Source organism: Pseudomonas sp. TE4620 (assembly GCF_056279045.1).
Map to the genome: position 1 here is coordinate 3744693 of NZ_JBWBQO010000001.1, position 26898 is coordinate 3771590.

A 26898-nucleotide genomic window follows, 5' to 3' on the forward strand; every position below is an offset into this window, starting at 1 on the left:
CCTGCGACCCTTTGCCCCGCGAAAAAATCGGTGACGGGCGGTCATTGCGCGCTAAGACGCGGCCTACAAGGGGTTGAGTGAAATCACTCACAAAATACGCACAAGTTATCCACAGACCGCGACCTTGCATTACCCCCAAGACCGCATTATCTTGTATCCCAAGCGAAACAAAACACTACATCTTGGGGTTTCCTGAAAATCCCAAGCACAAGTCAAGCAGAGAACTCAAGCCCTCAACGGCTAGATTTTTTGCTGGAACTTTAGAAGAGATCAGCAGCCAAACCGCTCCTGCGCAGGCTTCCGTTGCAAACCCTTGGAGGGTGTTGTTTCGGGTACGGGTGTTGCAAGCCATCGGCACACCCGACAGCAACAGTTTTGAGTCGTAGATTCAAGACCTTTGACTTCGGCCAGGGAGCGGCAAGCATTTGCCCTAATTCCTGAACTGTCCCGAAGTGAGTATGCCCGACCTGTGCGGCATGCCGGAACGCTCGTTCCTGCGCGCCCTCAAGGTCGGTTGTTGGGCTTTCGGACGGAACGGTTGGCGCTCACAAAGCGCCTAAACATACTTAGAGAACGTGGAGACACCCATGCAAACCGACACAACTCGCGAGAACCCGCAGGCTTTGGCGCCGCAGGCCGCTGATTCGAACCAGGATCTGGCTGCCACCGCTCCGGGCCAACTGCGCGTGATCAAGCGTAACGGCACTGTCGTCGCCTACACCGATGACAAGATCACCGTGGCCATCACCAAAGCGTTCCTCGCAGTTGAAGGCGGCACCGCCGCCGCCTCGTCGCGCATCCACGACACCGTTGCCCGCCTGACCGAACAAGTCACCGCGACCTTCAAGCGTCGCATGCCTTCGGGCGGCACCATCCACATCGAAGAAATCCAGGACCAGGTCGAACTGGCCCTGATGCGTGCCGGCGAACAGAAAGTCGCCCGTGACTACGTGATCTACCGCGACCAGCGTGCCAAGGAGCGTGCCACCCGTGGCCACGCCGAAGACGCCGGCGTGCAGCCGCACCCAAGCATCCGCATCACCCGCGCCGACGGCAGCCTGGCGCCACTGGACATGAACCGCCTGAACACCATCATCAGCGAAGCCTGCGAAGGCCTGGCCGAAGTCGATGGCGACCTGATCCAGCGCGAAACCCTGAAGAACCTCTACGACGGCGTGGCCCTCACCGACGTCAACACCGCCCTGGTGATGACCGCCCGTACCCTGGTCGAGCGCGAGCCGAACTACTCGTTCGTGACCGCCCGCCTGCTGATGGACACCCTGCGCGCCGAAGGCCTGGGCTTCCTCGAAGTCGCCGAGAGCGCCACCCACCACGAAATGGCCGAGCTGTACGCCAAGGCCCTGCCTGCCTACATCGCCAAGGGTGTCGAGTTCGAACTGCTCAACCCTGCCCTGGCCGACTTCGACCTGGAAAAACTGGGCAAGGCGATCAACCACGAGCGCGACCAGCAATTCACCTACCTGGGCCTGCAGACCCTGTACGACCGCTACTTCATCCACAAGGATGGCGTACGCTTCGAGCTGCCTCAGGTGTTCTTCATGCGCGTGGCCATGGGCCTGGCGCTGGAAGAGAAAGACAAAGAAGCCCGTGCCATCGAGTTCTACAACCTGTTGTCGTCCTTCGACTACATGGCCTCGACCCCGACCCTGTTCAACGCCGGTACCCTGCGCCCGCAGCTGTCGAGCTGCTACCTGACCACCGTGCCGGACGACCTGTCGGGCATCTACCACGCGATCCACGACAACGCCATGCTGTCGAAATTCGCCGGTGGCCTGGGCAACGACTGGACCCCTGTGCGTGCACTGGGCTCCTACATCAAGGGCACCAACGGTAAATCCCAGGGCGTCGTGCCGTTCCTGAAAGTGGTCAACGACACCGCCGTCGCCGTTAACCAGGGTGGCAAGCGCAAGGGCGCTGTCTGTGCCTACCTGGAAACCTGGCACCTGGACATCGAAGAATTCATCGAGCTGCGCAAGAACACCGGTGATGACCGTCGTCGTACCCACGACATGAACACCGCCAACTGGATCCCTGACCTGTTCATGAAGCGCGTCTTCGATGACGGCAAGTGGACCCTGTTCTCGCCATCGGAAGTGCCAGACCTGCACGACCTGACCGGCAAGGCCTTCGAAGAGCGCTACGAGTACTACGAAGCCCTGACCGAGTACAACAAGATCAAGGTGTTCAAGACCATCCAGGCCAAAGACCTGTGGCGCAAGATGCTCTCGATGCTGTTCGAGACCGGCCACCCATGGCTGACCTTCAAGGACCCGTGCAACCTGCGTTCGCCGCAGCAGCACGTGGGCGTGGTGCACAGCTCGAACCTGTGCACCGAGATCACCCTGAACACCAACAAGGACGAGATCGCGGTCTGCAACCTGGGCTCGATCAACCTGCCGAACCACATTGTCGATGGCAAGCTGGACACCACCAAGCTGCAGCGCACCGTCAACACCGCCGTGCGCATGCTCGACAACGTGATCGACATCAACTACTACTCGGTGCCGCAAGCGCGTAACTCGAACTTCAAGCACCGTCCGGTCGGCCTGGGCATCATGGGCTTCCAGGACGCGCTGTACCTGCAGCACATCCCTTACGGCTCCGACGCTGCCGTCGAGTTCGCCGACAAGTCGATGGAAGCGGTCAGCTACTTCGCCATCCAGGCGTCCTGCGACCTGGCCGACGAGCGTGGCGCCTACGAGACCTTCCAGGGCTCGCTGTGGTCCAAAGGCATCCTGCCGCTGGATTCGCAACAGATCCTGATCGAAGCCCGTGGCCAGAAGTACATCGACGTCGACCTGAACGAAACCCTGGACTGGGCACCGGTACGTGCCCGTGTACAAAAAGGTATTCGTAACTCGAACATCATGGCCATCGCGCCGACCGCGACCATCGCCAACATCACCGGCGTATCGCAGTCCATCGAGCCGACCTACCAGAACCTGTACGTGAAATCGAACCTCTCGGGCGAATTCACCGTGATCAACCCGTACCTGGTTCGCGACCTCAAGGCCCGCGGCCTGTGGGACTCGGTCATGATCAACGACCTGAAGTACTACGACGGTTCGGTGCAGCAGATCGAGCGCATTCCGCAAGAGCTCAAAGACCTCTACGCGACCGCCTTCGAAGTGGAAACCAAGTGGATCGTCGATGCCGCCTCCCGTCGCCAGAAGTGGATCGACCAGGCCCAGTCGCTGAACCTGTACATCGCCGGCGCTTCGGGCAAGAAGCTCGACGTGACCTACCGCATGGCCTGGTACCGTGGCCTGAAAACCACCTACTACCTCCGTGCCCTGGCCGCGACCAGCACCGAGAAGTCGACCATCAACACCGGCAAGCTCAACGCCGTCTCCAGCGGTGGCGACAGCGCCCCGGTACAGGCAGCGCCAGCCGGCCCTGCTCCGGTACCAAAGGCCTGCGCGATCGACGAGCCGGATTGCGAAGCCTGCCAATAAGCGCCTGAAGGCCCGCTCCCTGTAGGAGCGGGCTTGACCCGCGAAAGGGCCGGCCCTGCCGCCCCCTTTCCAAAGCGCCGAACAACAAGGTCGGGGCCACCCCGACCTCCCCCGAGGGCCTCAGCCCGGGGAAGCATTCCAAGTTTTTGCGTGCACCGCAGTACCCAACCGCAAGCACCGCAACCAAGATCCACCGGCCATACTGATATGGCCCTCAAGCAGGAGACCCACCATGCTGAGCTGGGACGAATTCGATAAAGACGAAGGCGAAGAAGCCGCAAAAGGCACTACCGCCACTCAAGCTGCTGCCGCAGGCATCGACAAGCTCGATAACGCTGGCGGTGTGGCTGCCCTGGAAGCGCGCGCCGTGACTGCCGACGACTCCGAAGCGGTCAAACGCGCCAAGGCGGCCCTGGACAAACTCGACATCGCCGAAGGCCTGGCTGAGCTGGAAGGTTCTGCTGCCCGCGTCGCGGTTGACGAAAAGCGCATGATCAACTGCCGCGCCGACCTCAACCAGCTGGTACCGTTCAAATACGACTGGGCCTGGCAGAAGTACCTGGACGGCTGCGCCAACCACTGGATGCCGCAAGAGGTCAACATGACCGCGGACATCGCCCTGTGGAAAAACCCGGAAGGCCTGACCGACGACGAGCGTCGCATCGTCATGCGCAACCTGGGCTTCTTCTCCACCGCCGACTCCCTGGTTGCCAACAACCTGGCCCTGGCCGTGTACCGCCTGATCACCAACCCCGAGTGCCGCCAGTACATCCTGCGCCAGGCCTTCGAAGAGGCGATCCATACCCACGCCTACCAGTACTGCATCGAGTCGCTGGGCATGGATGAAGGCGAGATCTTCAACATGTACCACGAGATCCCGTCGGTCGCTAAAAAAGCCGCCTGGGGCCTGAGCTACACCCGCGCGATCTCCGACCCTGAGTTCAACACCGGCACCGTCGAGACCGACAAAGAGCTGCTGCGCAACCTGATCGCCTACTACTGCGTCCTGGAAGGCATCTTCTTCTACTGCGGCTTCACCCAGATCCTGTCCATGGGTCGTCGCAACAAGATGACTGGCGTTGCCGAACAGTTCCAGTACATCCTGCGTGACGAGTCCATGCACCTGAACTTCGGTATCGACGTGATCAACCAGATCAAGATCGAAAACCCGCACCTGTGGGATGCCGAAATGAAGGAAGAAGCCTCGCAGATGATTCTGCAGGGCACCCAGCTGGAAATCGAATACGCCCGCGACACCATGCCGCGCGGCGTGCTGGGCATGAACGCAGCGATGATGGAGGACTACCTCAAGTTCATCGCCAACCGTCGCCTGTCGCAGATCGGCCTGAAGGAAGAGTACCCAGGTACCACCAACCCGTTCCCATGGATGAGCGAGATCATGGACTTGAAGAAAGAGAAGAACTTCTTCGAGACTCGGGTTATCGAGTATCAGACTGGTGGGGCGTTGAGCTGGGATTGATTTCCACGTTCATGTTCGACAACAAAAGGCTGCCGCTAGGCGGCCTTTTTTATTTGTCCTGCTCAAGCCTCAGCGAAACGCCCAAGTACAGTCTCGACAAAGCACCGAAGCTTGGCCGTGCGCTGACGGCTTGCCGTATAGAGCAAATGCATCTGCCGGCTCGGCGGCTGGTAGTCCGCCAGCACCCGCACCAGCTCGCCACTTTGCAGCGCCGGGCGCAGAAAGTCTTCCGGCCCCAGCACAATGCCGAAGCCATCCAGCGCCGCTGACATCAGCGCCCTGCTCTCGTTGACCTGCAAACGGCTGGTGACCTGCACCTTGTGCAGCGTATCGCCCTGGACGAATTGCCATTCACGGTCGGCTGGGCGCGACCAGTAGGCGTAGCCCAGGCAGTCGTGCTGTTCGAGATCGGCTGGCGTTCCTGGGATACCGTGGGCGGTCAGGTAGCGCGGTGAAGCGCAGGTCACCAGGCGGTAAGGTGCCAGGGGCCTGGCGGTGAGGCTGGAAGTGCCCAGGGGGCCGATGCGAAATGCCACTTCGAAGCCCTCCTCGACCAGGTCGACGAAACGGTCGGTCAGGTGCAGGTCAATTTCGACCTGCGGGTACTGGCGTAGAAAGTCGGTAACCATTGGCATCAGGCTGTAGGAGCCAAAGGTAACTGGCGCACTGACCTTCAGTTTGCCCCGCGGCGTATCATTCATGATCTGCGCCAGGGAATCGGCCGCCTGCGCCTCGCTGAGGATATGCTTGCAGCGCTCGTAGTAGGCGCTGCCAAGCTCGGTCAGGCTTTGCCGTCGAGTTGTACGGTTGAGCAGGCGCGCGCCCAGGCGATGCTCCAGGGCGGCTACATGCTTGGCCACCATCTGCGGCGACATGCCCAGACGCTGCGCCGCACTGGCGTAGGACCCCTCTTCAGCGGCCATTACAAAGGCGCCCATGCTGGTCAGGCGATCCATCATTCAACACTCCTGGTAACGACACTCGATCCAGCTTGGTAATTTATCTACTACTGGTTGCCAATCATCATAAACGCTCCTATCACGCAACGGAGCAAGGACATGCGCATTGGCATAATCGGGGCAGGTTTTATCGGTCGGGCAGTGGCGCAGCTGGCGCTGGCCGCCGGGCATAAGGTGATGCTCAGCAACTCACGGGGGGCGCAGACCATGAGCAGCGTGCGCAGCGGCATTCTCGGCTGCGAAGTGGGCAGTGCAGAAGAAGCTGCACGGTTTGCTGACGTGGTACTGCTGGCAATTCCCTTCGCGCACTACCTCAGCGTGCCCGCGCAGTGGCTGCAGGGCAAAATCGTCATGGACGCCAACAACTACTACCCGGACCGCGATGGTCTGTTTCCTGCGCTGGACCGTTTCGAAACCACTACCAGTCGCCTGCTTGCCGAGCATCTGCCGGGTTCGCGGGTAGTGAAGGTATTCAATGCAATTCTTGCCCAGGATTTGGAGAAAGACGCCCGTGGTAACGGCGCAGCAGATCGGCGCGCCCTGCCTGTTGCCAGCGATGATGATGAAGCGAAATCGGTGGTGAGCAGGCTGCTCGACGACCTGGGTTACGACGCGGTCGATGCCGGGGGCCTGGATGAAAGCTGGCGGTTCGAACGGGCCAAACCGGCTTATTGCATACCTTTTGATGCCGAGGACTTGAAGCGCGCCCTGGCGCAAGCCGAGCGGGAGGTTGAAGTGCCTGAAGGTGCCTGGCGACGTTGAACAACAGCACTCCAGTTGATCTGATCCGCATTTTGCCGCGCCATCTGAATCTGTTTCGGTAACAGCGCCAGAGCGAAAATAGTCTTGCGCCCCGCTCTACCGGGCGCATTTCGCGACTGCAGCCTGGCGCTGCACCGCAAAACCTTCATCTGGAGCGCTCCATGGGTAAGCTTGCAATCTTCGTCGTGGGTTTTCTGGCGCTGGCCATTGCGATTGGCGCACTCGGTACCATTTCTCCCCTGTAAACAACGCCGTTCTTCAACCTTCTGACTCAAGCCTCCAGCATCGCGTTGACGATGGCGCCGCATCCGCCGCCAACCTGTGCGAAAATAGGGGGCTTTTGTTCATATGTTTGGAGATGTACAGCTTGGTAATGCACTACTCAACCAGCGGCGACGCAGTCGCTTGCGGTCGCGCCGGTAATAACCTCACCAGCACCTCCACCCCTGACCAGGTTTCCTGCAAATCGTGTCAGCGGTCCCTGGTCAAGACGGAGTCGCCTGCGTCGGCCAAGAAATCCACCCCGTCCCTGGCAGAGCTGCGTAAACAACGCATGGCCAAGGCCAGCCCTGCCCCGAGCACGTTCTGCTTCAAGGCCAACTGGCGTGCACGCCTGAGCGCCCTGCCTGGCAGCAGCCGCCTGCCGCGCGGCGTAGCACCTCAGCGCTTCGTCTAAGGGCCCCTGCGAAGACACGTGGGGCCGACACGCGGCCCCACGTGACCTTCCCCTCATCGCGGCTGACGATACCCGGCCAGCCAGTGCTCCAGCTCGTCATCCATCCCGCAGCCGATCAGCACCCACAGCAGTACCCGGCATTTACGCGGACACAAGAAACCCGCCATCAGTGCGCCTTTGCGTTGCAGGTCCATTTCGCCGCCGTCGAAGCCATAGGTGTGATTTGCCGTAGGCCCCGAACCGGTTCGCGAGGCAATAATCACCGGCATCCGGGTGGTGATGTAACCCAAGCACTTGGCCCAGGCTGCCGACACATGCCCGGCGCCGAACCCGGCGATCACCAGCCCTTCATAACCAAGCCCGGCGACTTGCTCGAGCAGCAGGGTATCGGCGGCAAAATAAGCCTCCAGCAGCACCACACGCTGATCCAGGCGCCAGGGTTCGGGTAACGGCTGACGCGGCCGGGCGGGTTTCAGGTAACAGACACGCCCCTCTATCAGGAGGCCTTCGCAGCCGAAGTGCGGTGAGCTGAAAGCCGCCATGGCCAGGCTCTCGGTTTTACGCACATGGGCCGCGGCATGGATCTGATCATTGATCACTACCAACGCACCACGACCGCGGCTCTGCGCATCCAGCGCCACCCGCACCGCTGCCAGCAGATTGGCAGGGCCGTCAGCGCCGGGCTCGCTGGCGGCACGCATGGCACCGGTGAGGATCAGGGGCGCATCGAAGGGCCAGAGCAGTTCGAGAAAGTACGCTACCTCCTCCAGGGTGTCAGTGCCCTGGCTCAGCACCACGGCGTGGGCGCCCTCTTCCACCTGGACCTTGGCCCAGTACAGGACATCGATCAGTTGAATGAACGACAACGAGGCACTGGGTAACAGCTGCAGGGTTTTCGCCGAGATGTGCGCAAGATCTGCAAGCCCGGGCGCGTCGGCGAGCATCTGCAAGCTGTCCAGGCCCGGCGTGACACCTTCGCCTGCCGCTGACTGGAGCATGCTCAGGGTACCGCCCAGGGTTCCTATGGCGAGTTTGGGCAGGGTCATACGCCAGCTCCTGTAACCAGATGGCAGGAGCGAGAGAGACTGATCGGGGCAGCATTTGCAGACATGGGCGTTGGCCTTCTTATCGTTATGGAGGGACGCCAGTTAAGCGGACACTCGGTTAGATAAGACAGTCAGGCGGGTCTGAAGCTGGGGCGGGAATGGTCTTGGGTTGGGGAAAGGGCAATCATGCTAGCGGGTGTTTCCAGCTAATCAGGCGTTGCCTGCATCGCCGGCAAGGCCGGCGCCCACAGGGATCGCAACTAGCAGTTGAATCGCCAGAAAGACAAAACCCCTACCTGCATATGCAGATAGGGGTTTCGGAATTTAATCTTGACGATGACCTACTCTCACATGGGGAAACCCCACACTACCATCGGCGATGCATCGTTTCACTGCTGAGTTCGGGATGGGATCAGGTGGTTCCAATGCTCTATGGTCGTCAAGAAATTCTGTTGCCAGAAGGTCTTGTTAGACACTCCAGCGAATCGGGTATGTGATGTTTGTGAGTTACAAATCTTCGGCTGTGCAGTCTTCACAACACCGCAATCTGGCTTTCGCTCAAATTGCTTGGGTGTTATATGGTCAAGCCTCACGGGCAATTAGTATTGGTTAGCTCAACGCCTCACAGCGCTTACACACCCAACCTATCAACGTCGTAGTCTTCGACGGCCCTTCAGGGAGCTCAAGGCTCCAGTGAGATCTCATCTTGAGGCAAGTTTCCCGCTTAGATGCTTTCAGCGGTTATCTCTTCCGAACATAGCTACCCGGCAATGCCACTGGCGTGACAACCGGAACACCAGAGGTTCGTCCACTCCGGTCCTCTCGTACTAGGAGCAGCCCCTCTCAAATCTCAAACGTCCACGGCAGATAGGGACCGAACTGTCTCACGACGTTCTAAACCCAGCTCGCGTACCACTTTAAATGGCGAACAGCCATACCCTTGGGACCGGCTTCAGCCCCAGGATGTGATGAGCCGACATCGAGGTGCCAAACACCGCCGTCGATATGAACTCTTGGGCGGTATCAGCCTGTTATCCCCGGAGTACCTTTTATCCGTTGAGCGATGGCCCTTCCATACAGAACCACCGGATCACTAAGACCTACTTTCGTACCTGCTCGACGTGTCTGTCTCGCAGTCAAGCGCGCTTTTGCCTTTATACTCTACGACCGATTTCCGACCGGTCTGAGCGCACCTTCGTACTCCTCCGTTACTCTTTAGGAGGAGACCGCCCCAGTCAAACTACCCACCATACACTGTCCTCGATCCGGATAACGGACCTGAGTTAGAACCTCAAAGTTGCCAGGGTGGTATTTCAAGGATGGCTCCACGCGAACTGGCGTCCACGCTTCAAAGCCTCCCACCTATCCTACACAAGCAAATTCAAAGTCCAGTGCAAAGCTATAGTAAAGGTTCACGGGGTCTTTCCGTCTAGCCGCGGATACACTGCATCTTCACAGCGATTTCAATTTCACTGAGTCTCGGGTGGAGACAGCGCCGCCATCGTTACGCCATTCGTGCAGGTCGGAACTTACCCGACAAGGAATTTCGCTACCTTAGGACCGTTATAGTTACGGCCGCCGTTTACCGGGGCTTCGATCAAGAGCTTCGCGTTAGCTAACCCCATCAATTAACCTTCCGGCACCGGGCAGGCGTCACACCCTATACGTCCACTTTCGTGTTTGCAGAGTGCTGTGTTTTTAATAAACAGTCGCAGCGGCCTGGTATCTTCGACCGGCATGGGCTTACGGAGCAAGTCCTTCACCCTCACCGGCGCACCTTCTCCCGAAGTTACGGTGCCATTTTGCCTAGTTCCTTCACCCGAGTTCTCTCAAGCGCCTTGGTATTCTCTACCCAACCACCTGTGTCGGTTTGGGGTACGGTTCCTGGTTATCTGAAGCTTAGAAGCTTTTCTTGGAAGCATGGCATCAACCACTTCGTCGCCTAATGGCAACTCGTCATCAGCTCTCGGCCTTAAGATCCCGGATTTACCTAAGATCTCAGCCTACCACCTTAAACTTGGACAACCAACGCCAAGCTGGCCTAGCCTTCTCCGTCCCTCCATCGCAATAACCAGAAGTACAGGAATATTAACCTGTTTTCCATCGACTACGCTTTTCAGCCTCGCCTTAGGGACCGACTAACCCTGCGTCGATTAACGTTGCGCAGGAAACCTTGGTCTTTCGGCGTGGGAGTTTTTCACTCCCATTGTCGTTACTCATGTCAGCATTCGCACTTCTGATACCTCCAGCAAGCTTCTCAACTCACCTTCACAGGCTTACAGAACGCTCCTCTACCGCATCACCTAAGTGATACCCGTAGCTTCGGTGTATGGTTTGAGCCCCGTTACATCTTCCGCGCAGGCCGACTCGACTAGTGAGCTATTACGCTTTCTTTAAAGGGTGGCTGCTTCTAAGCCAACCTCCTAGCTGTCTAAGCCTTCCCACATCGTTTCCCACTTAACCATAACTTTGGGACCTTAGCTGACGGTCTGGGTTGTTTCCCTTTTCACGACGGACGTTAGCACCCGCCGTGTGTCTCCCATGCTCGGCACTTGTAGGTATTCGGAGTTTGCATCGGTTTGGTAAGTCGGGATGACCCCCTAGCCGAAACAGTGCTCTACCCCCTACAGTGATACATGAGGCGCTACCTAAATAGCTTTCGAGGAGAACCAGCTATCTCCGAGCTTGATTAGCCTTTCACTCCGATCCACAGGTCATCCGCTAACTTTTCAACGGTAGTCGGTTCGGTCCTCCAGTCAGTGTTACCTAACCTTCAACCTGCCCATGGATAGATCGCCCGGTTTCGGGTCTATACCCAGCGACTAAACGCCCTATTAAGACTCGCTTTCGCTACGCCTCCCCTATTCGGTTAAGCTCGCCACTGAATATAAGTCGCTGACCCATTATACAAAAGGTACGCAGTCACCTAACAAGTAGGCTCCCACTGCTTGTACGCATACGGTTTCAGGATCTATTTCACTCCCCTCTCCGGGGTTCTTTTCGCCTTTCCCTCACGGTACTGGTTCACTATCGGTCAGTCAGTAGTATTTAGCCTTGGAGGATGGTCCCCCCATATTCAGACAAAGTTTCTCGTGCTCCGTCCTACTCGATTTCATGACTAAGAGATTTTCGCGTACAGGGCTATCACCCACTATGGCCGCACTTTCCAGAGCGTTCCGCTAATCTCAAAGCCACTTAAGGGCTAGTCCCCGTTCGCTCGCCACTACTAAGGGAATCTCGGTTGATTTCTTTTCCTCAGGGTACTTAGATGTTTCAGTTCCCCTGGTTCGCCTCTTGCACCTATGTATTCAGTACAAGATACTCAGCTTATGCTGAGTGGGTTCCCCCATTCAGAGATCTCCGGATCAAAGTCTGTTTGCCGACTCCCCGAAGCTTATCGCAGGCTACCACGTCTTTCATCGCCTCTGACTGCCAAGGCATCCACCGTATGCGCTTCTTCACTTGACCATATAACCCCAAGCAATCTGGTTATACTGTGAAGACAACATTCGCCGAAAACTTGTAATTACTCACAAATTTTACCTTAGCCTGAACACACACCAGTGAAAGTGCTGTCCAGTCTATCTTTCTATCACATACCCAAATTTTTAAAGAACGATTCTGAAAAAGTTCAGAAATCAATATTCGATACGAATATTCATTTCTAAGCTTTGACACGGTAGCAAGGGGTGGTGGAGCCAAGCGGGATCGAACCGCTGACCTCCTGCGTGCAAGGCAGGCGCTCTCCCAGCTGAGCTATGGCCCCAACAAGAAACTGGTGGGTCTGGGCAGATTCGAACTGCCGACCTCACCCTTATCAGGGGTGCGCTCTAACCAACTGAGCTACAGACCCAGTTAAGAGCTGTTACCGATATCGTCTTCTTCAATGAATCAAGCAATTCGTGTGGGAGCTCATAAGACAGCTGATGTCTGTCGATTAAGGAGGTGATCCAGCCGCAGGTTCCCCTACGGCTACCTTGTTACGACTTCACCCCAGTCATGAATCACACCGTGGTAACCGTCCTCCCGAAGGTTAGACTAGCTACTTCTGGTGCAACCCACTCCCATGGTGTGACGGGCGGTGTGTACAAGGCCCGGGAACGTATTCACCGCGACATTCTGATTCGCGATTACTAGCGATTCCGACTTCACGCAGTCGAGTTGCAGACTGCGATCCGGACTACGATCGGTTTTGTGAGATTAGCTCCACCTCGCGGCTTGGCAACCCTCTGTACCGACCATTGTAGCACGTGTGTAGCCCAGGCCGTAAGGGCCATGATGACTTGACGTCATCCCCACCTTCCTCCGGTTTGTCACCGGCAGTCTCCTTAGAGTGCCCACCATAACGTGCTGGTAACTAAGGACAAGGGTTGCGCTCGTTACGGGACTTAACCCAACATCTCACGACACGAGCTGACGACAGCCATGCAGCACCTGTGTCAGAGTTCCCGAAGGCACCAATCCATCTCTGGAAAGTTCTCTGCATGTCAAGGCCTGGTAAGGTTCTTCGCGTTGCTTCGAATTAAACCACATGCTCCACCGCTTGTGCGGGCCCCCGTCAATTCATTTGAGTTTTAACCTTGCGGCCGTACTCCCCAGGCGGTCAACTTAATGCGTTAGCTGCGCCACTAAAATCTCAAGGATTCCAACGGCTAGTTGACATCGTTTACGGCGTGGACTACCAGGGTATCTAATCCTGTTTGCTCCCCACGCTTTCGCACCTCAGTGTCAGTATGAGCCCAGGTGGTCGCCTTCGCCACTGGTGTTCCTTCCTATATCTACGCATTTCACCGCTACACAGGAAATTCCACCACCCTCTGCCCTACTCTAGCTTGCCAGTTTTGGATGCAGTTCCCAGGTTGAGCCCGGGGATTTCACATCCAACTTAACAAACCACCTACGCGCGCTTTACGCCCAGTAATTCCGATTAACGCTTGCACCCTCTGTATTACCGCGGCTGCTGGCACAGAGTTAGCCGGTGCTTATTCTGTCGGTAACGTCAAAATACTCACGTATTAGGTAAGTACCCTTCCTCCCAACTTAAAGTGCTTTACAATCCGAAGACCTTCTTCACACACGCGGCATGGCTGGATCAGGCTTTCGCCCATTGTCCAATATTCCCCACTGCTGCCTCCCGTAGGAGTCTGGACCGTGTCTCAGTTCCAGTGTGACTGATCATCCTCTCAGACCAGTTACGGATCGTCGCCTTGGTGAGCCATTACCTCACCAACTAGCTAATCCGACCTAGGCTCATCTGATAGCGCAAGGCCCGAAGGTCCCCTGCTTTCTCCCGTAGGACGTATGCGGTATTAGCGTTCCTTTCGAAACGTTGTCCCCCACTACCAGGCAGATTCCTAGGTATTACTCACCCGTCCGCCGCTGAATCGAAGAGCAAGCTCTTCTCATCCGCTCGACTTGCATGTGTTAGGCCTGCCGCCAGCGTTCAATCTGAGCCATGATCAAACTCTTCAGTTCAATACTGCTTGGGTTTTGAGAAAACCCTAAACTTGGCTCAGCAATCTCAAATGACTTACTTTCAAATCTTTCGATTTTCGTGTAGCCACTTGCGATGCTGATAATCTTTTTGACTATCAGTCTGAGCTCACAAGCACCCACACGAATTACTTGATTCAGTTGTTAAAGAGCGGTTGGTTAAGAGCTTTTCGCCTCAACCGAGGCGCGCATTCTACGCTTTCCTCAGAGCCTGTCAAGCGTTTATTTTGAAGTTTTTCAGAATTTCTCTTTCAACTTCAACCACTTGACTCGCTGCGATCTCTCGTCAGCGGGAGGCGAATTCTACAGCGTTTCAAACCGCTGTCAACTGCCTTTTTCACCGCTGCCGATCTTTCGATCGAAGCACCTCCGGATGACCCTGGAACCGCTAACTCTTTGAAACTCAAGGAGTTTTCAGTTCCGACTGCGCCGGAAGTGGGGCGAATTATAGACACATCCGCGGGGGCGTCAAGGACTTATTTCAACTTTGTTTCAGCGGGGGCGTTTTGGCTATAAGCCACAAGCTTCAAGCTGCAAGTAAAAGCGGCAGCACCGCGCTCAACTTGAAGCTTGAAGCTTGCAGCTACCATCCTTTAAAGCAACTATTCAAAGCCGCGTTGATCTGTAGATAAGGCACCCTACAAGATGAGCCACCGCCATGAGTGAAGCGCAAAGCGGCAAGACCCCGGGCCTGTCTGCAGACGAAGAGCAGGAAGTCAGCCACAACCAGCCGCCCCGCGCGGCGGTGCTACACGAGATCATTCGTTATCAGGGTGATCAGGAACTGGAGCGCACCATTGCCGCACTGTTCTGGTCGGCGCTGGCTGCCGGCCTGACCATGGGCCTGTCGCTGATGGCCATGGGGCTGTTCTATTCGCGCCTGCCGCAAGGCGACAGCAGCCAAGTGATTGCCAGCCTCGGCTACTCGGCCGGGTTTCTCGCGGTGATCCTCGCCCGCCAGCAACTGTTTACCGAAAACACCCTGACGGCGGTGTTGCCGGTAATGACCGAACCGACCGTGCGCAACTTCGGCCGCTTGCTGCGTTTATGGTCGGTGGTGCTGGTCGGTAACCTGGCCGGCACCATCCTGGTGTCTTACGTGATGCTCAACCTGCCGATCTTCGACAGCAAGACCGACGTCGCCTTTCTCGACGTTGGCCGCAAGGTGATGGAGAACGACCTGAACCAGATGTTCGCCAAGGGCATCATCTCGGGCTGGATGATCGCCACCATGGTGTGGATGATCCCGTCGATGGAGACTGCCAAGGTATGGATCATCCTGATGATCACCTACCTGATGGCCCTGGGTGATTTCACCCATATTGTTGTAGGCTCGGTGGAAGTTTCCTACCTGGTCTGGGCCAGAGAGGTAAGCTGGGCGGCCTTCTGGCTGGACTTCGCAGCACCGACGCTGATCGGCAACATCATAGGCGGCAGCTTTATATTCGCCCTGATCAGCCACGCCCAGGTGCGCAGCGATAGCGGCAAGCCACCCTCCGCCCTGCCCCGCCGTGAGCCGCACAAACAACCGTCGGCAGACAAGGAGCCCTAGGGCTCGCGCGCCGCCAGCGCCCGCTCACCGCCCTTGCGTAATTCCCGTTGTGGCTTGGGCTGCCACCAGGCCGGCCCGCTGTGTGGCTGCTCGATACTGACCCGCTCGCCGATCTGCGGCGTGCTCAAAGGTACCTGCACCGCGTTGGCCAGGGCCAGGATACGGTCGAAGGGTTCATGCCAGCTGTGGGTGGAGAGGTCGAAGGTGCTGTTATGAATCGGCAACAGCCAGCGCCCGCGCAGGTCGAGGTGCGCCTGCAGGCTTTGCTCGGGCTGCATGTGTACATCAGGCCAATTGACGTTGTAGGCGCCGGTTTCGATCAGGGTCAGGTCGAAGGGACCGTACTGCCTGCCGATTTCCTTGAAGCCGTCGAAATAGCCGGTATCGCCACTGAAGAACACTTTCAGCTGGTCATCGATCATCACCCAGGAGGCCCACAGGGTGCTGTTGCTGTCGAACAGGCCGCGGCCAGAAAAATGCTGCGCCGGGGTGGCGACAAATCGCACACCTTCGACGCTGGTTTCCTGCCACCAATCCAGCTGCCTGACCTTGGCCGCCGGTACGCCCCAGCCGATCAGAATATCGCCCACCCCCAAAGGCGCAATAAAGTGCTCGGCGCTAACGGCCAGTTGGCGTATGGCCTGCTCGTCGAGGTGGTCAAAGTGGTCATGGGAGAGGATCACCGCGGTCAACGGCGGCAACTCCTCGAGTTTCAGCGGTGGCGGGTGAAAGCGCAGGGGCCCGGCCCATTGCACCGGCGAGGCGCGCTCGGCGAACACCGGGTCGGTAATGAAGAAGCGCTCGCGCAGTTTCAGCAATACCGTGGAATGCCCCAGGCGCCAGACGCTGTGGTCCGGGGCCTCGAGCAACTGCTGGCGGCTCAGTGGCTGCACGGCGATGCTGACACTGGGGCGGGTATCGGCGGGCTTTTTCAGGAACAGGTACTTGAGGCCGATACGCAGTTTTTTCATCACCCCGTCCTGGGGCAACTGCGCCTGGTTGCGATAACGCCCATCCTGGCGTTGCGCCGGTTCACCGGCCTGGGGAGTCAGCGGGGCCATGAGCAGAAACACTCCAAGGATGAAGGTAAGTTTCATGGTACCCCACAGTGATTGCATCAACCGTGAAATGGCTTGTAAGGCCATTTTTCAACAGCCTGCGATTGTTCAACAATATTGACAGCATTTATGCGATAAACGGCGCCCCGGAACAGACCAGCATCCATGATGGAAAAGAAAAACGGCAAGGGACTTTCATTTGTACAGCGGATCTACCTGCCGCGCATCATCGGCCTGGGGATCGGCATGCTCAGCGTTATGGCCGGGATTTCCAGCCTGCCGGTGCCCGCCTGGGTATGGGGCCTGCTGCTGTTCAACGGCCTGGTGTGGCCGCACCTGGCTTATCAGATTGCCTTGCGCGCCAAGGTTCCGTATCACGCCGAGTACCGCAACCTGCAACTGGACTCGCTGATGGGCGGGTTCTGGACCGCCACCCTGCAGTTCAATCCCCTGCCCAGCGTGACCATCCTGGCGATGATGGCCATGAACAACTTCGCTGCCGGTGGCCAGCGCCTGTTCATCAAGGGCCTGCTGATCCAGGGCCTGGGCATGCTGGTGTCGATGGCCCTGTTCGGCCCCGGGCTGCAATTGCATGCCAGCACCCTGCAGGTCTATGCCTGCCTGCCGATGCTGACCCTGTATCCCATGGCCGTTGGCTGGGTCTGCTACCGCCTGGCGATGAAGCTGTCTGAGCACAAGCGCCGGCTAAGCGCCCTGAGCCGTACCGACAGCCTCACCGGCCTGCTCAATCACGGCTCGTGGAAGGACCTGCTGCAGCTCAAGTTCCAGATCTGCCAGCAGCAAGGCCGCGAGGCGGTGATCGCGATCATCGATATTGACCATTTCAAGGCCATCAACGACACCTACGGCCATGTGGTCGGCGATTGCGTCCTGCACCAGTTGAGCAACGAGCTCAAACGCACCCTGCGCGAAGATGACCTGGCCGGACGCTACGGCGGTGACGAGTTCTGCGTGATTCTGCCGGATACCCGCATGGAACACGCCAGTCAGGCCATGGAACGCCTGCGCGAGCGGGTTGGCAGCTACCGCAACCCGCAACTGCCGGAGCTGCGCATCAGCCTCAGTATCGGCCTGGCCAGTTGCAGCGCGGCCCTGCCCGACCCTGAAGCCTGGCTCAACGAGGCCGACAAAGCCCTGTACTGCGCGAAGAAAGCCGGGCGTAACCAGGTCAATTTCGCCCATTCGGACCTCAGCGCGCTGAAGCTGGCCTATCCTGACTGAACGTTCGTCCTTGCGGTACGGCCGCAGGGATGCTGCTTCATTAAGGAACAGCTCGCGTATGGACAGGATTGCCGATGTTCCGCCAGCCAGCCAGCGCCCCAGCCTGCAGACGCGCAAGCTTATTGCCGCGATTGCCGCGTTGTTCGCCCTGGCCTGCCTGATCGCCCTGGGGGCATTGTTCAACATCGCCACCACGCTCAATGCCAACGAGCGGGAAAAAAGCAGTTTCTACGCCCATAAAGCCCTGGACCAGCGCCTGGAGTCGTCGCGCCAGTTTCTCTCCAGCTATGCGGTATGGAACGCCGCTTACGAGCACCTCAATGCCAGCCCCGACCTGCATTGGGCCTATGACGAGAAGAACGTCGGCGATTCGCTGTACACCGCCAGCGGCTACGAAGGGGTGTTCGTCGTCGATGACCAAACCACCAAATACGCCCTGTTCAAAGGCCAGTTGAGCAAGGCGCCAGCGAGCACCTATATAGAGAACCCGCTGGGCCCGATTATCGCCAAGGCGCGCAAAGTTGCAGCCGAGCGCCAGCAGATCACCGAGCATGTGTTGTTCAACGGCTGGCCCGCCGTGCTGGTTGCCGCCGCCATTCGCCCGGACGACGAGGTGCTGAGCATCGACCCGCAAACCACCTCGGTCATGCTCTTCGTCGATCAGCTGACCCCGGAAAAACTCACCCGCCTGGGCACCGGTGTCGGCCTTGCCGGCATGCACATCGAAAAAGCCGACGCGCCGCTGGCGGACCAGCCCAGCCTGATGCTCGGCGACACCGGCTACCGGCTCGACTGGATCACCCCGCGCCCTGGCGACCAACTGCTCTGGGCCGTGTTGCCGCCGCTGCTTGGCGCCATGCTGGTGCTGGGCCTGCTGATGGTGTACTTCTTCCGCTATGCCCTGCGCACTTCACGGCAAATCGATGCCAACCTGCGCCGCCTGCAAGCCAGCAACCTGGCGTTGGAAGCCAGCGAGCAACGCTTTCGCGCCGTGGCCGAGGCGGCCTCGGACTGGATCTGGGAAACCGACCGCCATCACCGCCTCAGCTACCTGTCCCAGCGCTTCGTCGCCGTGACCGGTTTTCAGAGTGAAGACTGGCTGGGCCAGCCGCTCAATCAATTGCTCAGTTGCGAGACCACGCCGCTGATCCAGTGGCTCGACAACCAGGCCGATTCCGACTCGCAGCAGGTCGCCAACCTGCGCTGCGCCTACCGCGACCATACCGGCCAGGTGCGCTTCTGCCGGGTCTCGGCGCGCTCGATCGTGTTCGATGGCAAGCTGGTCGGCTATCGCGGCACCGCCAGCGACATTACCGATGAGGTGGCGGCCCATGCGCGCATCCAGCACCTGTCGATGCACGACGCGCTGACGGGCCTGGCCAACCGCAACAAGCTCTCACGCTTTCTTGATCAGGCATTGCTCAAGGGCCAGGACGCCACTCCATTGACCTTGCTGTTGCTTGACCTGGACAGCTTCAAGCCGATCAACGATTCCCTCGGCCACGCTGCCGGCGACGCCGTGTTGCTTGAGGTAGCCGCGCGCCTGCGCGAATCGACCCGTGACGGCGACCTGGTGGCGCGGCTGGGTGGCGACGAGTTCGTGCTGGTGATGAACGGCATGGACAGCCGCAACGAAATCGACCGCTTTTGCGCGCGCTTGATCGACAGCCTGCACCAGCCGATCTACTTCGAAGAACAGGCCCTGCACATCGGCGCCAGCCTCGGTGTGGCGCAAACGCGCCTGCAGGGCTTCGATGCCGGCGAGCTGATCCGCTGCGCCGACATCGCCCTGTACCAGGCCAAGGCCGAGGGCAAGAACACCTGGCGTTACTTCTCGCCAGAGATGAACGAGCAGATCCAGTACCGCCGCCAATTGGAAAACGACTTGCGCAAGGCGCTGAAAAACAACGAGTTCATCCTTCACTACCAGCCCCGCTACCGCCTCGAGACCCTCGAGATCGTCTCGGTCGAGGCCTTGGTGCGCTGGCAGCATCCAGTCGAGGGTCTATTAGGCCCGGACACCTTCATCCCCTTGGCCGAGCAGACCGACCTGATCGTGCCCCTGGGCCGCTGGGTGCTGCGCGAAGCCTGCGAAACCGCGCGCAACTGGCCGGCCGGCCTGCTGGTTTCGGTCAACCTTTCGCCTGCGCAGTTCTCGCGCAGCGACGTGGTCAGGGATGTTCACCAGATTCTGGTCGAGACCGGCTTCCCGGCCCAGCGCCTGGAACTGGAGATCACCGAGAACGTGATGCTCAACGATATCGAAGGTGCGCTGGGCACCATGAATGCACTCAAGGAACTGGGAGTGCGCCTGAACATGGATGACTTCGGCACCGGTTACTCGTCGCTGGGCTACCTGCGTACCTACCCGTTCGACAGCATCAAGATCGACAAGCGCTTCATCGCCGGGCTCAGCAGCGATGGCAACGACCGCGCCGTGGTGCAGGCGATCATCAACCTGGGCAAGGCCATGGGCCTGACCGTGACCGCCGAAGGGGTGGAGACCGAGCAGCAACTCAAGGCCCTGGGCAAGGAGCAATGCCACGAGGTGCAGGGCTACTACCTGAGCAAACCGATCGACAAACTGGCTTTCGAGGCGCTGCTGCAATCTGCCGCCAACAACCGCGCCAGCGTCTCCTAGGCCGCAGGTAACCCCAACCGCGCCCGCACCAGCTTGAGCAGGTTCGGCCCGACCTGGTCGAAGCCCTTGTTCTGCGCAACGATCTGTACCCCCTCAAGCAGCAGCGTCAGCTCGAACGCTGCCTGCTGCGGTTCGACCATCGCTGCCTCTTCGCACAAGCGCACCAGGCGCGCCGCCTGACGACGCTTGTGCGCCTCGATCAACTCGCGTGCCGGGCTGTCACACACCGGCAACTCCGCCAGGGTGTTGGTATAGGCGCAGCCACGGTGCGAAGACAGCAGCGGTTCCTGGACCAGGAATTCGGCAAATCCGAGGATCTGTCGCGTCGGCTGGCCGTTGAACTGTTCGGCCAGGCGCGCCCATAGCTCATCGTATTCGGCCATCAACAGACGCAACCACTCCACTACCAGCACGTCCTTGGATTCAAAATGCCGGTACACGGTCATCTTGGTGGTTTCTGCCTTGGCAGCAATGGCATCGACGGTGACGCGGCTGATGCCCTCGTTGAAAAACAGCTCGTGGGCGGCATCCAGGACCCGCTCGCGTGGGGGCAAGCGGGCGATTCGTTGCGAACGCATGGGCAAACTCCGGTTGACGACGATACTAATCAGTATCATTCTATACTCTTGAGTATCGCTCGATACCCATCGGTATTTTATCGTCAATTGCCCCGGGAGTGCGCAATGAAGGTGAGTGAATATGTGCAATTCGATGCCATTGGCCTGGCCGAGCTGATTGCTCGAAGGCAAGTCAGTGCCGTTGAAGTGCAGGCGGCGGCGCGACAGGCCATCGCCAACGTCGAACCCCGGCTCAATGCGCTGGCTGAACATTGGCAGGACGAACCTCTGCCAAGCGCTGCTGAAGGTCCGTTGTATGGCGTGCCGTTTCTGATCAAGGACCTGGCGATCAGCATGCAGGGCCGTGCTCATGAGTTCGGCAGCCGCCTGGCCCAGGGCACCGGAAGCAGTGCCGACTCGTTCCTGATGCAGCGGTTTCGCCGCGCAGGATTGCTCACCCTGGGGCGCACTACCGTCCCGGAACTGGCGATCAGCACCACCACCGAATCGCGCCTGTGCGGCCCGACCCGCAACCCCTGGGACCTGAACCGCAGCGCCGGTGGCTCCAGCGGCGGTTCGGCAGCAGCGGTAGCCAGCGCCATGGTGCCGGTCGCCCATGCCACCGATGGCGGCGGTTCGATCCGGGTGCCGGCTGCAGCCTGCGGCTTGTTTGGCTTGAAGCCCAGCCGCGGGTTGATTTCCATGGGGCCGTTCCTGGACGAGGCCTGGAACGGCCTGGCGGTACAGGGGGTGCTCAGCCGTTCGGTGCGTGACAGCGCCCTGCTGCTCGATTGCATGGCCGGGGCAGAACCCGGTGACCCGTTCCAGGTGGCGCCAGCACAGGGCAGTTACCTGAGTGCGCTCAAGCAAGCGCCTGGGCCGTTGAAAATTGCCGTGCAGTTGCATCCGCTCAATGGCCAGCGCAGCGATCCGCTGATGCTCGAGGCGCTACAGGGCCTGGTCCGCACCCTTGAAGGTCTTGGCCACCAGTGCGATCAGGTAGACCTGGACATCGGCCTGTCGTGGGATGCTTTTGTCGAGATGAACGCGCGCTTCTGGGCCAGCAATACCGCAGCCTGGCTCGACGCATTGAGTGCCCAGACGGGTCGCCCGCTCGATGCTGACTGGCTTGAACCGGCAACCTTGGCGCTTCACCGTTACGGCCAGGCGCTGCCGGCTACCGACCTGCTGGCGGCGATGGACCAGCGCAATCAGGTCAGCCGGCAACTGGGCGGGTTCTTCAAGCGTTTTGACCTGTTGCTGAGCCCGACCCTGAGCCAGTTGCCGCCGGTGATCGGCGCCTACAACGCCGGCCAGGAACAGCTCGACGGGTTGGGCTGGATGCACCGGGTGTTCAACCACTCGCCTTTCACCGCCCTGGCCAACATCGGCGGTACGCCGTCGATGTCGCTGCCGCTGTATCAGGATCCGGCCAGCGGCTTGCCGGTGGGTATGCAGTTTACCGCCGGGGCTGCGGGGGAGCGCCTGCTGCTGAGCCTGGCCGGGCAACTGGAGCAGGCGTTGCCCTGGCGCGGGCGCACCCCGCCGGTCTGGGCGGCGCATAGTTGAAAAGCACCGCCGGCAACGCCGGCGATGTGGCCGCTCAGGCCCGCAGCCGTCGCTGCGCGGCGATCTCCGGCAAATCCTTGCGGCGCAGGTAAACCCGCAGCGGCTCGGTCACATTCAACCGTTCATCGACGTTCTGCGCCAGAAGAATCTCGATCAAGGCTCGGCTCAAGGTCATGACCTCGGCCTCGGCGGCCTGCCAGACGAATTCGTTGCTCGGGGTGATGCTATCGTCAGCCACGTCCATGCCGAACGAGTCTTCGCTGAAACGCACGATGTGCTTGCCAAGCTTGCGATGAAAGCCGACAAAGCCCTTGAGCTGGTCAGCAGCGGCGCAGATATCCTGGGATGTGATGTGCATGTCAAACCTCACTTGAAAAAGGGGATTGGCACGCTGGGCGATAGGGGTTGCGCTCTGGCGGGCAACTCGGGGATCAAGGTTAATGGAAATTCATCGCATTCGGTAAAGGATTTTTTTACCCAAGCGGCAGTTGCTCGCTAGACTTATCTTTCTCAACGCCTTCCAGTAGTCAGCGAACGTGGATGATTCATGAGCACCGCCGTCACTTCCGATATCGCCACGATCAGCCGAATCAACGCAGTACCGGCCATCCTGCAGGTGATCTGCGAGACCACCGGCTTGCGTTTCGCCGCCGTCGCCCGGGTCACCGACAGCAGCTGGACGGCCTGCGCGGTGCTCGACTCGCTGGGCTTTGGCCTGGAGGTCGGCGGCGAACTCGACCTGATCACCACCCTGTGTCACGAGATCCGCGCCAGCCACCAGACCATCGTGATCGACAAGGCCAGCGAAGACGAGCTGTACTGCAACCACCACACCCCGCGTATCTACAAGTTCGAAAGCTATATTTCGGTGCCGGTGTTTCGCACCGACGGCAGCTTCTTCGGCACCATCTGCGCCCTCGACCCATTGCCGGCCAATCTCAAAGGCAGCGCCATCCAGCCGATGATGGAGTCCTTCGCCCGCCTGCTGTCGATCCAGATCGAAAGCGAAGAGAACGCCCAGCAAACCGAACAGGCCCTGGAAGAAGAACGCGCCATCGCCGACTTGCGTGAACAGTTCATCGCCGTGCTCGGCCACGACCTGCGCAATCCGCTGTTCGCCATCACCGCCGGTGCCGAACTGCTCAGCCAGCGCCTGCAAGACGAAAAAAGCCGCGCCATCGCCCAGCACATCCTGACCTGTGGCCGGCGCGCCAACCAGCTGGTCCGCGATGTCCTGGACTTTGCCCGTGGCCGCCTGGGCAACGGCATCATGATCAACGTCCAACCCTGCCCGGATCTAGCCGACGCCCTCAGCCACGTGGCTTCGGAGCTGCAACGGGTGCATCCGCAGCGCTTGATTCGGCTGAACATCGGCGATCTCGGCGACATCCAATGCGACCGTGAACGGGTCACCCAATTGCTGTCCAACCTGATTGCCAACGCCCTCACCCACGGCGCCGCCGACAGCCCGGTAAATGTCATGGCCGATATCCGCGAGCGGGTGTTCGTCCTCGGTGTGCACAACCTCGGTGAACCGATTGCACCCCAGGTGATGGCGCAGTTGTTCCAGCCCTTTTCACGGCCACGCGATGATGCGCCGCAACCCGGCCTGGGCCTGGGCCTGTATATCGCCAACCAGATTGCCCTGGCCCACGGCGGACGCATGGAGGTGGTGTCGAGCGCCGAAGCCGGTACGCTGTTTACCTTTCGCTTGCCGCTTGATCGAGTGGTGCCTGAAGCAACTGCGCCAGCCAGTCCATGAAAGCCCGCACCCGTTGCGGCAGGTGCAGTTGCCCGGCGTAAAGCAATGACACCGGCATCGGCGGCGCATTGAAGGCCTGCAGCACCGGTACCAGCTCGCCGCGCTCGATGTACTCGCGCAAACCTGCGGCCGGTGCCTGAATCAGCCCCAGCCCGGCCAGGCAGGCGCTTTCGTAGGCTTCGCTGCTGTTGACGGTGATGACCCCGGGCATGGCCTGGTAACGCGTGGCGCCATCCTGTTGATATTCGAAGCCCGGGCTGCGGGCGCCCAGTTGCCTCACATAGTGAATCAACTGGTGGTTGGCCAAGTCCGACAGGCGGGTGGGTGTACCAAAGCGCTGCAGGTAGGCGGGGCTCGCGCAGTTGATCATGGGCAAGCTACCCAGGGGCCGGGCGACCAGGTTCAGGTCGCTCAACATGCCGATGCGCAGCACGCAGTCAAAACCCTCACGCAGCAGGTCGACCTGGCGATCAGTGCAACTGATTTCCAGGGTCAGGCCCGGGTGGCGGTCAACGAACTGCGGCAAGTTCGGCAAGATGATGCGCCGTGCCACCAAGGTCGGCAGATCGATGCGCAAGCGTCCGCTGAGGGCGGCGGCATCCGTGCGAAACAGCCCCTCCAGCTCATCCATGCGCCCCAGCAGGTCTTTGCTACGCTCGTACAGTTGCAGGCCATCCTGGGTCGCCTGCACCCGCCGCGTGGTGCGATTGAACAGGCGCGCGCCAAGCAGCGTTTCCAGGGCCTGAACCTGTTCGGAGACACTCGAGCGCGGCAACCCCAGGCTCTCGGCGGCCAAGGTAAAACTTGCCAGCTCGCTGACCCGGACAAAGGTGCGCAGCAGTTCCAGCTTGTTCATGAAGGGGCATCCAACTGTTCGGATTATCCGACCAGTATTTCCGATTTCGGTGGATTTATCAGCCCATGTGCGACCAATAAACTCCTCCCGACTTCAGCCACCGGTTCGACCACGAGGACCACACCATGACCCGCAAAATCGCATTGATCACCGGCGCCAGCCGCGGCCTGGGCAAGAACACCGCCCAGCACCTGGCTGCCCAGGGCATCGATATCATCGGCACCTACCACAGCAAGGCCGACGAAGCCCAGGCGCTGGTCAAAACCCTTGAGGCCAGCGGCGTTCGAGCGGCCATGCTGCAACTGGACGTGAGCAATAGCGCCAGCTTCGAGGCCTTTGCCCACCAGCTGAGCGCCACCCTGCAACAGGTGTTTGGCCGTCAGCAGCTGGACTTTCTGGTCAACAATGCCGGCATCGGTATCAATGCACCGTTCAGCGAAACCAGCGAAGCGCAGTTCGAGCAGCTGTTCAATATCCAGCTCAAAGGCCCGTTCTTCCTGACCCAACGCTTGCTGCCGCTGATTGCCGAGCAGGGCCGGATCGTCAATATTTCTACCGGCCTGACCCGCTTTGCCCTGCCCGGCTATGCCGCCTATGCGGCCATGAAAGGCGCCATGGAGGTGCTGACCCGCTATCAGGCCAAAGAGCTAGGGGCGCGTGGCATTCGCGTCAACATCCTCGCCCCGGGGGCGATCGAAACCGATTTCGGCGGCGGCGTGGTGCGTGACAACACCGAGGTCAATGACTTTATCGCCGGCAACACCGCCCTGGGCCGGGTCGGCCTGCCAGACGACATCGGCGCCGCAGTTGCCCTGTTGCTTGGCGATGGCGGCGGCTGGATTACCGGCCAGCGTCTGGAAGTCTCCGGCGGCATGTTTCTTTAAGCGCTCAGCGCTGCACTTGGTCCTCGCGCACCTGCACACTGGCGGTCATGCCGGCGCTGAGGTTGACCCCTTCAGGCACCTGATCAAGCTTGATCCGCACCGGAATGCGCTGGGCCAGGCGCACCCAGTTGAAGGTCGGTTCTACTTCGGCGAGCAACTGGCTGTCGGGGTTGGCGTTGCGGTCGGTGATGCCGCGGCTGATGCTCTCGACATGCCCCTGCATAGGCTCGCCAGCGCTCATCAGCCAGACCTTGACCGGGTCACCGACGCGGATGCGTGGCAGCTTGGTCTCTTCGAAGTAGGCCTGGACGTAGAAGGTCGAGTCGTCCACCAGGGCCATCACCGACTGCCCGGCATTGACGTAGTTGCCTTCGGCCAGGCGCAGGTTGGTGATATGCCCGCTGCGCGGCGCCTTGACCTGGCTGCGCGCCAGGTTGATGGCCGCGACCTTGACCTCAGCCAACGCTTCGCGCAATTCGCCACGGGCAACGGCGGCGTTGATCTGGGCATTTTCGCGCAGTTCCGCGCTGATCGCCTGAGGGCCGAGGGCGGCACGGCGCGAGGCTTCGTGTTCGCGCAGGCGCAGTTGTTGCTGGCGGGTTTCGGCCACGGCGTTGGCTTTGTCCAGGGCGGCCTCGAAGCGGTCACGGTCGATCGACATGAGCAACTCGCCGGCCTTGACCTGCTGGTTGTCACGCACCTTCAGCTCACGTACCCAGCCAGATACGTCCGGGGCAATGATCACCACGTCGGCGCGAATCTTCGCATCACGGGTCCAGGGCGTGAGCATGTAGTACTGCCAGAGCTTCCAGCCGGCAAAAATCGCCACCGCCACCAGGCACAGGGTTACTGCGATACGTACAGCAGCACGCATGGTCACACTCC

Annotated in this window: 17 protein-coding genes, 2 tRNA genes and 3 rRNA genes; 10 read left to right on the top strand and 12 right to left on the bottom strand. The window is 59.7% G+C overall.

The window, feature by feature from the left end:
• Positions 1 to 587: 587 nt before the first annotated feature.
• Both ACZ9A3_RS17340 and ACZ9A3_RS17345 read left to right on the top strand, forming a co-directional pair.
• Positions 588 to 3476, top strand: coding sequence for a ribonucleoside-diphosphate reductase subunit alpha (locus ACZ9A3_RS17340; protein ID WP_045195612.1), 2889 nt, complete (start codon positions 588 to 590; stop codon positions 3474 to 3476).
• Positions 3477 to 3708: 232 nt separating this feature from the next.
• A complete protein-coding gene (locus tag ACZ9A3_RS17345) occupies positions 3709 to 4956 on the top strand; it encodes a ribonucleotide-diphosphate reductase subunit beta (protein ID WP_045195614.1) in 1248 nt (415 codons plus the stop codon).
• A 62-nt stretch (positions 4957 to 5018) separates the two neighbouring features.
• On the opposite strand, the gene ACZ9A3_RS17350 is transcribed toward ACZ9A3_RS17345, so the two are convergent.
• Positions 5019 to 5915 carry a LysR family transcriptional regulator gene (locus ACZ9A3_RS17350; protein ID WP_476252945.1) on the bottom strand — a complete coding sequence of 299 codons (897 nt, stop codon included), beginning with the start codon at positions 5913 to 5915 and terminating at the stop codon, positions 5019 to 5021.
• Positions 5916 to 6014: 99 nt separating this feature from the next.
• On the opposite strand from ACZ9A3_RS17350, the gene ACZ9A3_RS17355 reads away from it, so the two are divergent.
• Both ACZ9A3_RS17355 and ACZ9A3_RS17360 read left to right on the top strand, forming a co-directional pair.
• Complete coding sequence (locus ACZ9A3_RS17355; RefSeq protein ID WP_476252946.1) at positions 6015 to 6677, top strand: NADPH-dependent F420 reductase; 663 nt, start codon at positions 6015 to 6017, stop codon at positions 6675 to 6677.
• Positions 6678 to 7050: 373 nt separating this feature from the next.
• Positions 7051 to 7353, top strand: coding sequence for a hypothetical protein (locus ACZ9A3_RS17360; protein WP_045195772.1), 303 nt, complete (start codon positions 7051 to 7053; stop codon positions 7351 to 7353).
• A gap of 53 nt (positions 7354 to 7406) precedes the next feature.
• Here the strand turns inward: ACZ9A3_RS17360 and ACZ9A3_RS17365 are convergent, their stop codons facing one another.
• The 6 genes from ACZ9A3_RS17365 to ACZ9A3_RS17390 all read right to left on the bottom strand — a co-directional run bounded on the left by ACZ9A3_RS17365 (position 7407) and on the right by ACZ9A3_RS17390 (position 13874).
• A complete protein-coding gene (locus ACZ9A3_RS17365; RefSeq protein WP_258594608.1) occupies positions 7407 to 8399 on the bottom strand; it encodes an asparaginase in 993 nt (330 codons plus the stop codon).
• A gap of 328 nt (positions 8400 to 8727) precedes the next feature.
• A 5S ribosomal RNA gene (gene rrf / locus ACZ9A3_RS17370) occupies positions 8728 to 8843 on the bottom strand.
• Between the two features lie 134 nt (positions 8844 to 8977).
• Positions 8978 to 11867 (bottom strand): 23S ribosomal RNA (locus ACZ9A3_RS17375).
• Positions 11868 to 12089: 222 nt separating this feature from the next.
• Positions 12090 to 12165, bottom strand: a tRNA-Ala gene (locus ACZ9A3_RS17380).
• A 10-nt stretch (positions 12166 to 12175) separates the two neighbouring features.
• A tRNA-Ile gene (locus ACZ9A3_RS17385) sits at positions 12176 to 12252 on the bottom strand.
• A gap of 85 nt (positions 12253 to 12337) precedes the next feature.
• Positions 12338 to 13874 (bottom strand): 16S ribosomal RNA (locus ACZ9A3_RS17390).
• Together the 16S, 23S and 5S rRNA genes with 2 tRNA genes alongside form the textbook arrangement of a ribosomal RNA operon.
• Positions 13875 to 14550: 676 nt before the next feature.
• Between ACZ9A3_RS17390 and ACZ9A3_RS17395 the strand changes: the two genes are divergently transcribed.
• On the top strand, positions 14551 to 15444 hold the full coding sequence (locus ACZ9A3_RS17395) for a formate/nitrite transporter family protein (RefSeq protein ID WP_476252947.1): 894 nt from the start codon (positions 14551 to 14553) through the stop codon (positions 15442 to 15444).
• Here ACZ9A3_RS17395 and ACZ9A3_RS17400 read toward each other — a convergent pair.
• On the bottom strand, positions 15441 to 16541 hold the full coding sequence (locus ACZ9A3_RS17400) for an MBL fold metallo-hydrolase (protein WP_476252948.1): 1101 nt from the start codon (positions 16539 to 16541) through the stop codon (positions 15441 to 15443). The genes ACZ9A3_RS17395 and ACZ9A3_RS17400 overlap by 4 nt on opposite strands.
• A 129-nt stretch (positions 16542 to 16670) precedes the next feature.
• On the opposite strand from ACZ9A3_RS17400, the gene ACZ9A3_RS17405 reads away from it, so the two are divergent.
• Positions 16671 to 17744: a diguanylate cyclase gene (locus ACZ9A3_RS17405; protein WP_093380235.1), complete on the top strand. Its 1074-nt coding sequence runs from the start codon at positions 16671 to 16673 to the stop codon at positions 17742 to 17744.
• Between the two features lie 58 nt (positions 17745 to 17802).
• Positions 17803 to 20385 carry a bifunctional diguanylate cyclase/phosphodiesterase gene (locus tag ACZ9A3_RS17410; protein ID WP_476252949.1) on the top strand — a complete coding sequence of 861 codons (2583 nt, stop codon included), beginning with the start codon at positions 17803 to 17805 and terminating at the stop codon, positions 20383 to 20385.
• Here ACZ9A3_RS17410 and ACZ9A3_RS17415 read toward each other — a convergent pair.
• On the bottom strand, positions 20382 to 20963 hold the full coding sequence (locus ACZ9A3_RS17415; RefSeq protein WP_045197861.1) for a TetR/AcrR family transcriptional regulator: 582 nt from the start codon (positions 20961 to 20963) through the stop codon (positions 20382 to 20384). The genes ACZ9A3_RS17410 and ACZ9A3_RS17415 overlap by 4 nt on opposite strands.
• Positions 20964 to 21068: 105 nt before the next feature.
• Between ACZ9A3_RS17415 and ACZ9A3_RS17420 the strand changes: the two genes are divergently transcribed.
• Complete coding sequence (locus ACZ9A3_RS17420) at positions 21069 to 22511, top strand: amidase (RefSeq protein WP_476252950.1); 1443 nt, start codon at positions 21069 to 21071, stop codon at positions 22509 to 22511.
• Between the two features lie 34 nt (positions 22512 to 22545).
• Here ACZ9A3_RS17420 and ACZ9A3_RS17425 read toward each other — a convergent pair whose 3' ends face one another.
• Positions 22546 to 22869, bottom strand: a complete 324-nt coding sequence (locus ACZ9A3_RS17425) for a DUF2025 family protein (protein WP_045197857.1) — start codon at positions 22867 to 22869, stop codon at positions 22546 to 22548.
• A gap of 189 nt (positions 22870 to 23058) precedes the next feature.
• Between ACZ9A3_RS17425 and ACZ9A3_RS17430 the strand changes: the two genes are divergently transcribed.
• Entirely contained in the window at positions 23059 to 24273 is a 1215-nt protein-coding gene (locus ACZ9A3_RS17430; protein ID WP_045197854.1) for a GAF domain-containing sensor histidine kinase, read from the top strand.
• Here ACZ9A3_RS17430 and ACZ9A3_RS17435 read toward each other — a convergent pair.
• Complete coding sequence (locus tag ACZ9A3_RS17435; protein ID WP_093380227.1) at positions 24212 to 25129, bottom strand: LysR family transcriptional regulator; 918 nt, start codon at positions 25127 to 25129, stop codon at positions 24212 to 24214. The two genes, ACZ9A3_RS17430 and ACZ9A3_RS17435, sit on opposite strands and share 62 nt — an antisense overlap.
• Positions 25130 to 25254: 125 nt before the next feature.
• On the opposite strand from ACZ9A3_RS17435, the gene ACZ9A3_RS17440 reads away from it, so the two are divergent.
• On the top strand, positions 25255 to 26013 hold the full coding sequence (locus ACZ9A3_RS17440; RefSeq protein WP_093380224.1) for an SDR family NAD(P)-dependent oxidoreductase: 759 nt from the start codon (positions 25255 to 25257) through the stop codon (positions 26011 to 26013).
• A gap of 4 nt (positions 26014 to 26017) precedes the next feature.
• On the opposite strand, the gene ACZ9A3_RS17445 is transcribed toward ACZ9A3_RS17440, so the two are convergent.
• A complete protein-coding gene (locus tag ACZ9A3_RS17445; protein WP_093380221.1) occupies positions 26018 to 26887 on the bottom strand; it encodes an efflux RND transporter periplasmic adaptor subunit in 870 nt (289 codons plus the stop codon).
• Positions 26888 to 26898 lie beyond the last annotated feature (11 nt).

Excerpts from the sequence above, each read along its gene's own strand:
- ACZ9A3_RS17400 (WP_476252948.1), bottom strand. The coding sequence starts at position 16,541 with ATGAAACTTACCTTCATCCTTGGAGTGTTTCTGCTCATGGCCCCGCTG.
- ACZ9A3_RS17405 (WP_093380235.1), top strand. The coding sequence starts at position 16,671 with ATGGAAAAGAAAAACGGCAAGGGACTTTCATTTGTACAGCGGATCTAC.
- ACZ9A3_RS17425 (WP_045197857.1), bottom strand. The coding sequence starts at position 22,869 with ATGCACATCACATCCCAGGATATCTGCGCCGCTGCTGACCAGCTCAAG.
- ACZ9A3_RS17345 (WP_045195614.1), top strand. The coding sequence starts at position 3,709 with ATGCTGAGCTGGGACGAATTCGATAAAGACGAAGGCGAAGAAGCCGCA.
- ACZ9A3_RS17340 (WP_045195612.1), top strand. The coding sequence starts at position 588 with ATGCAAACCGACACAACTCGCGAGAACCCGCAGGCTTTGGCGCCGCAG.
- ACZ9A3_RS17415 (WP_045197861.1), bottom strand. The coding sequence starts at position 20,963 with ATGCGTTCGCAACGAATCGCCCGCTTGCCCCCACGCGAGCGGGTCCTG.
- ACZ9A3_RS17395 (WP_476252947.1), top strand. The coding sequence starts at position 14,551 with ATGAGTGAAGCGCAAAGCGGCAAGACCCCGGGCCTGTCTGCAGACGAA.
- ACZ9A3_RS17355 (WP_476252946.1), top strand. The coding sequence starts at position 6,015 with ATGCGCATTGGCATAATCGGGGCAGGTTTTATCGGTCGGGCAGTGGCG.
- ACZ9A3_RS17430 (WP_045197854.1), top strand. The coding sequence starts at position 23,059 with ATGAGCACCGCCGTCACTTCCGATATCGCCACGATCAGCCGAATCAAC.
- ACZ9A3_RS17440 (WP_093380224.1), top strand. The coding sequence starts at position 25,255 with ATGACCCGCAAAATCGCATTGATCACCGGCGCCAGCCGCGGCCTGGGC.
- ACZ9A3_RS17435 (WP_093380227.1), bottom strand. The coding sequence starts at position 25,129 with ATGAACAAGCTGGAACTGCTGCGCACCTTTGTCCGGGTCAGCGAGCTG.
- ACZ9A3_RS17410 (WP_476252949.1), top strand. The coding sequence starts at position 17,803 with ATGGACAGGATTGCCGATGTTCCGCCAGCCAGCCAGCGCCCCAGCCTG.
- ACZ9A3_RS17420 (WP_476252950.1), top strand. The coding sequence starts at position 21,069 with ATGAAGGTGAGTGAATATGTGCAATTCGATGCCATTGGCCTGGCCGAG.
- ACZ9A3_RS17365 (WP_258594608.1), bottom strand. The coding sequence starts at position 8,399 with ATGACCCTGCCCAAACTCGCCATAGGAACCCTGGGCGGTACCCTGAGC.
- ACZ9A3_RS17360 (WP_045195772.1), top strand. The coding sequence starts at position 7,051 with ATGCACTACTCAACCAGCGGCGACGCAGTCGCTTGCGGTCGCGCCGGT.
- ACZ9A3_RS17350 (WP_476252945.1), bottom strand. The coding sequence starts at position 5,915 with ATGATGGATCGCCTGACCAGCATGGGCGCCTTTGTAATGGCCGCTGAA.
- ACZ9A3_RS17445 (WP_093380221.1), bottom strand. The coding sequence starts at position 26,887 with ATGCGTGCTGCTGTACGTATCGCAGTAACCCTGTGCCTGGTGGCGGTG.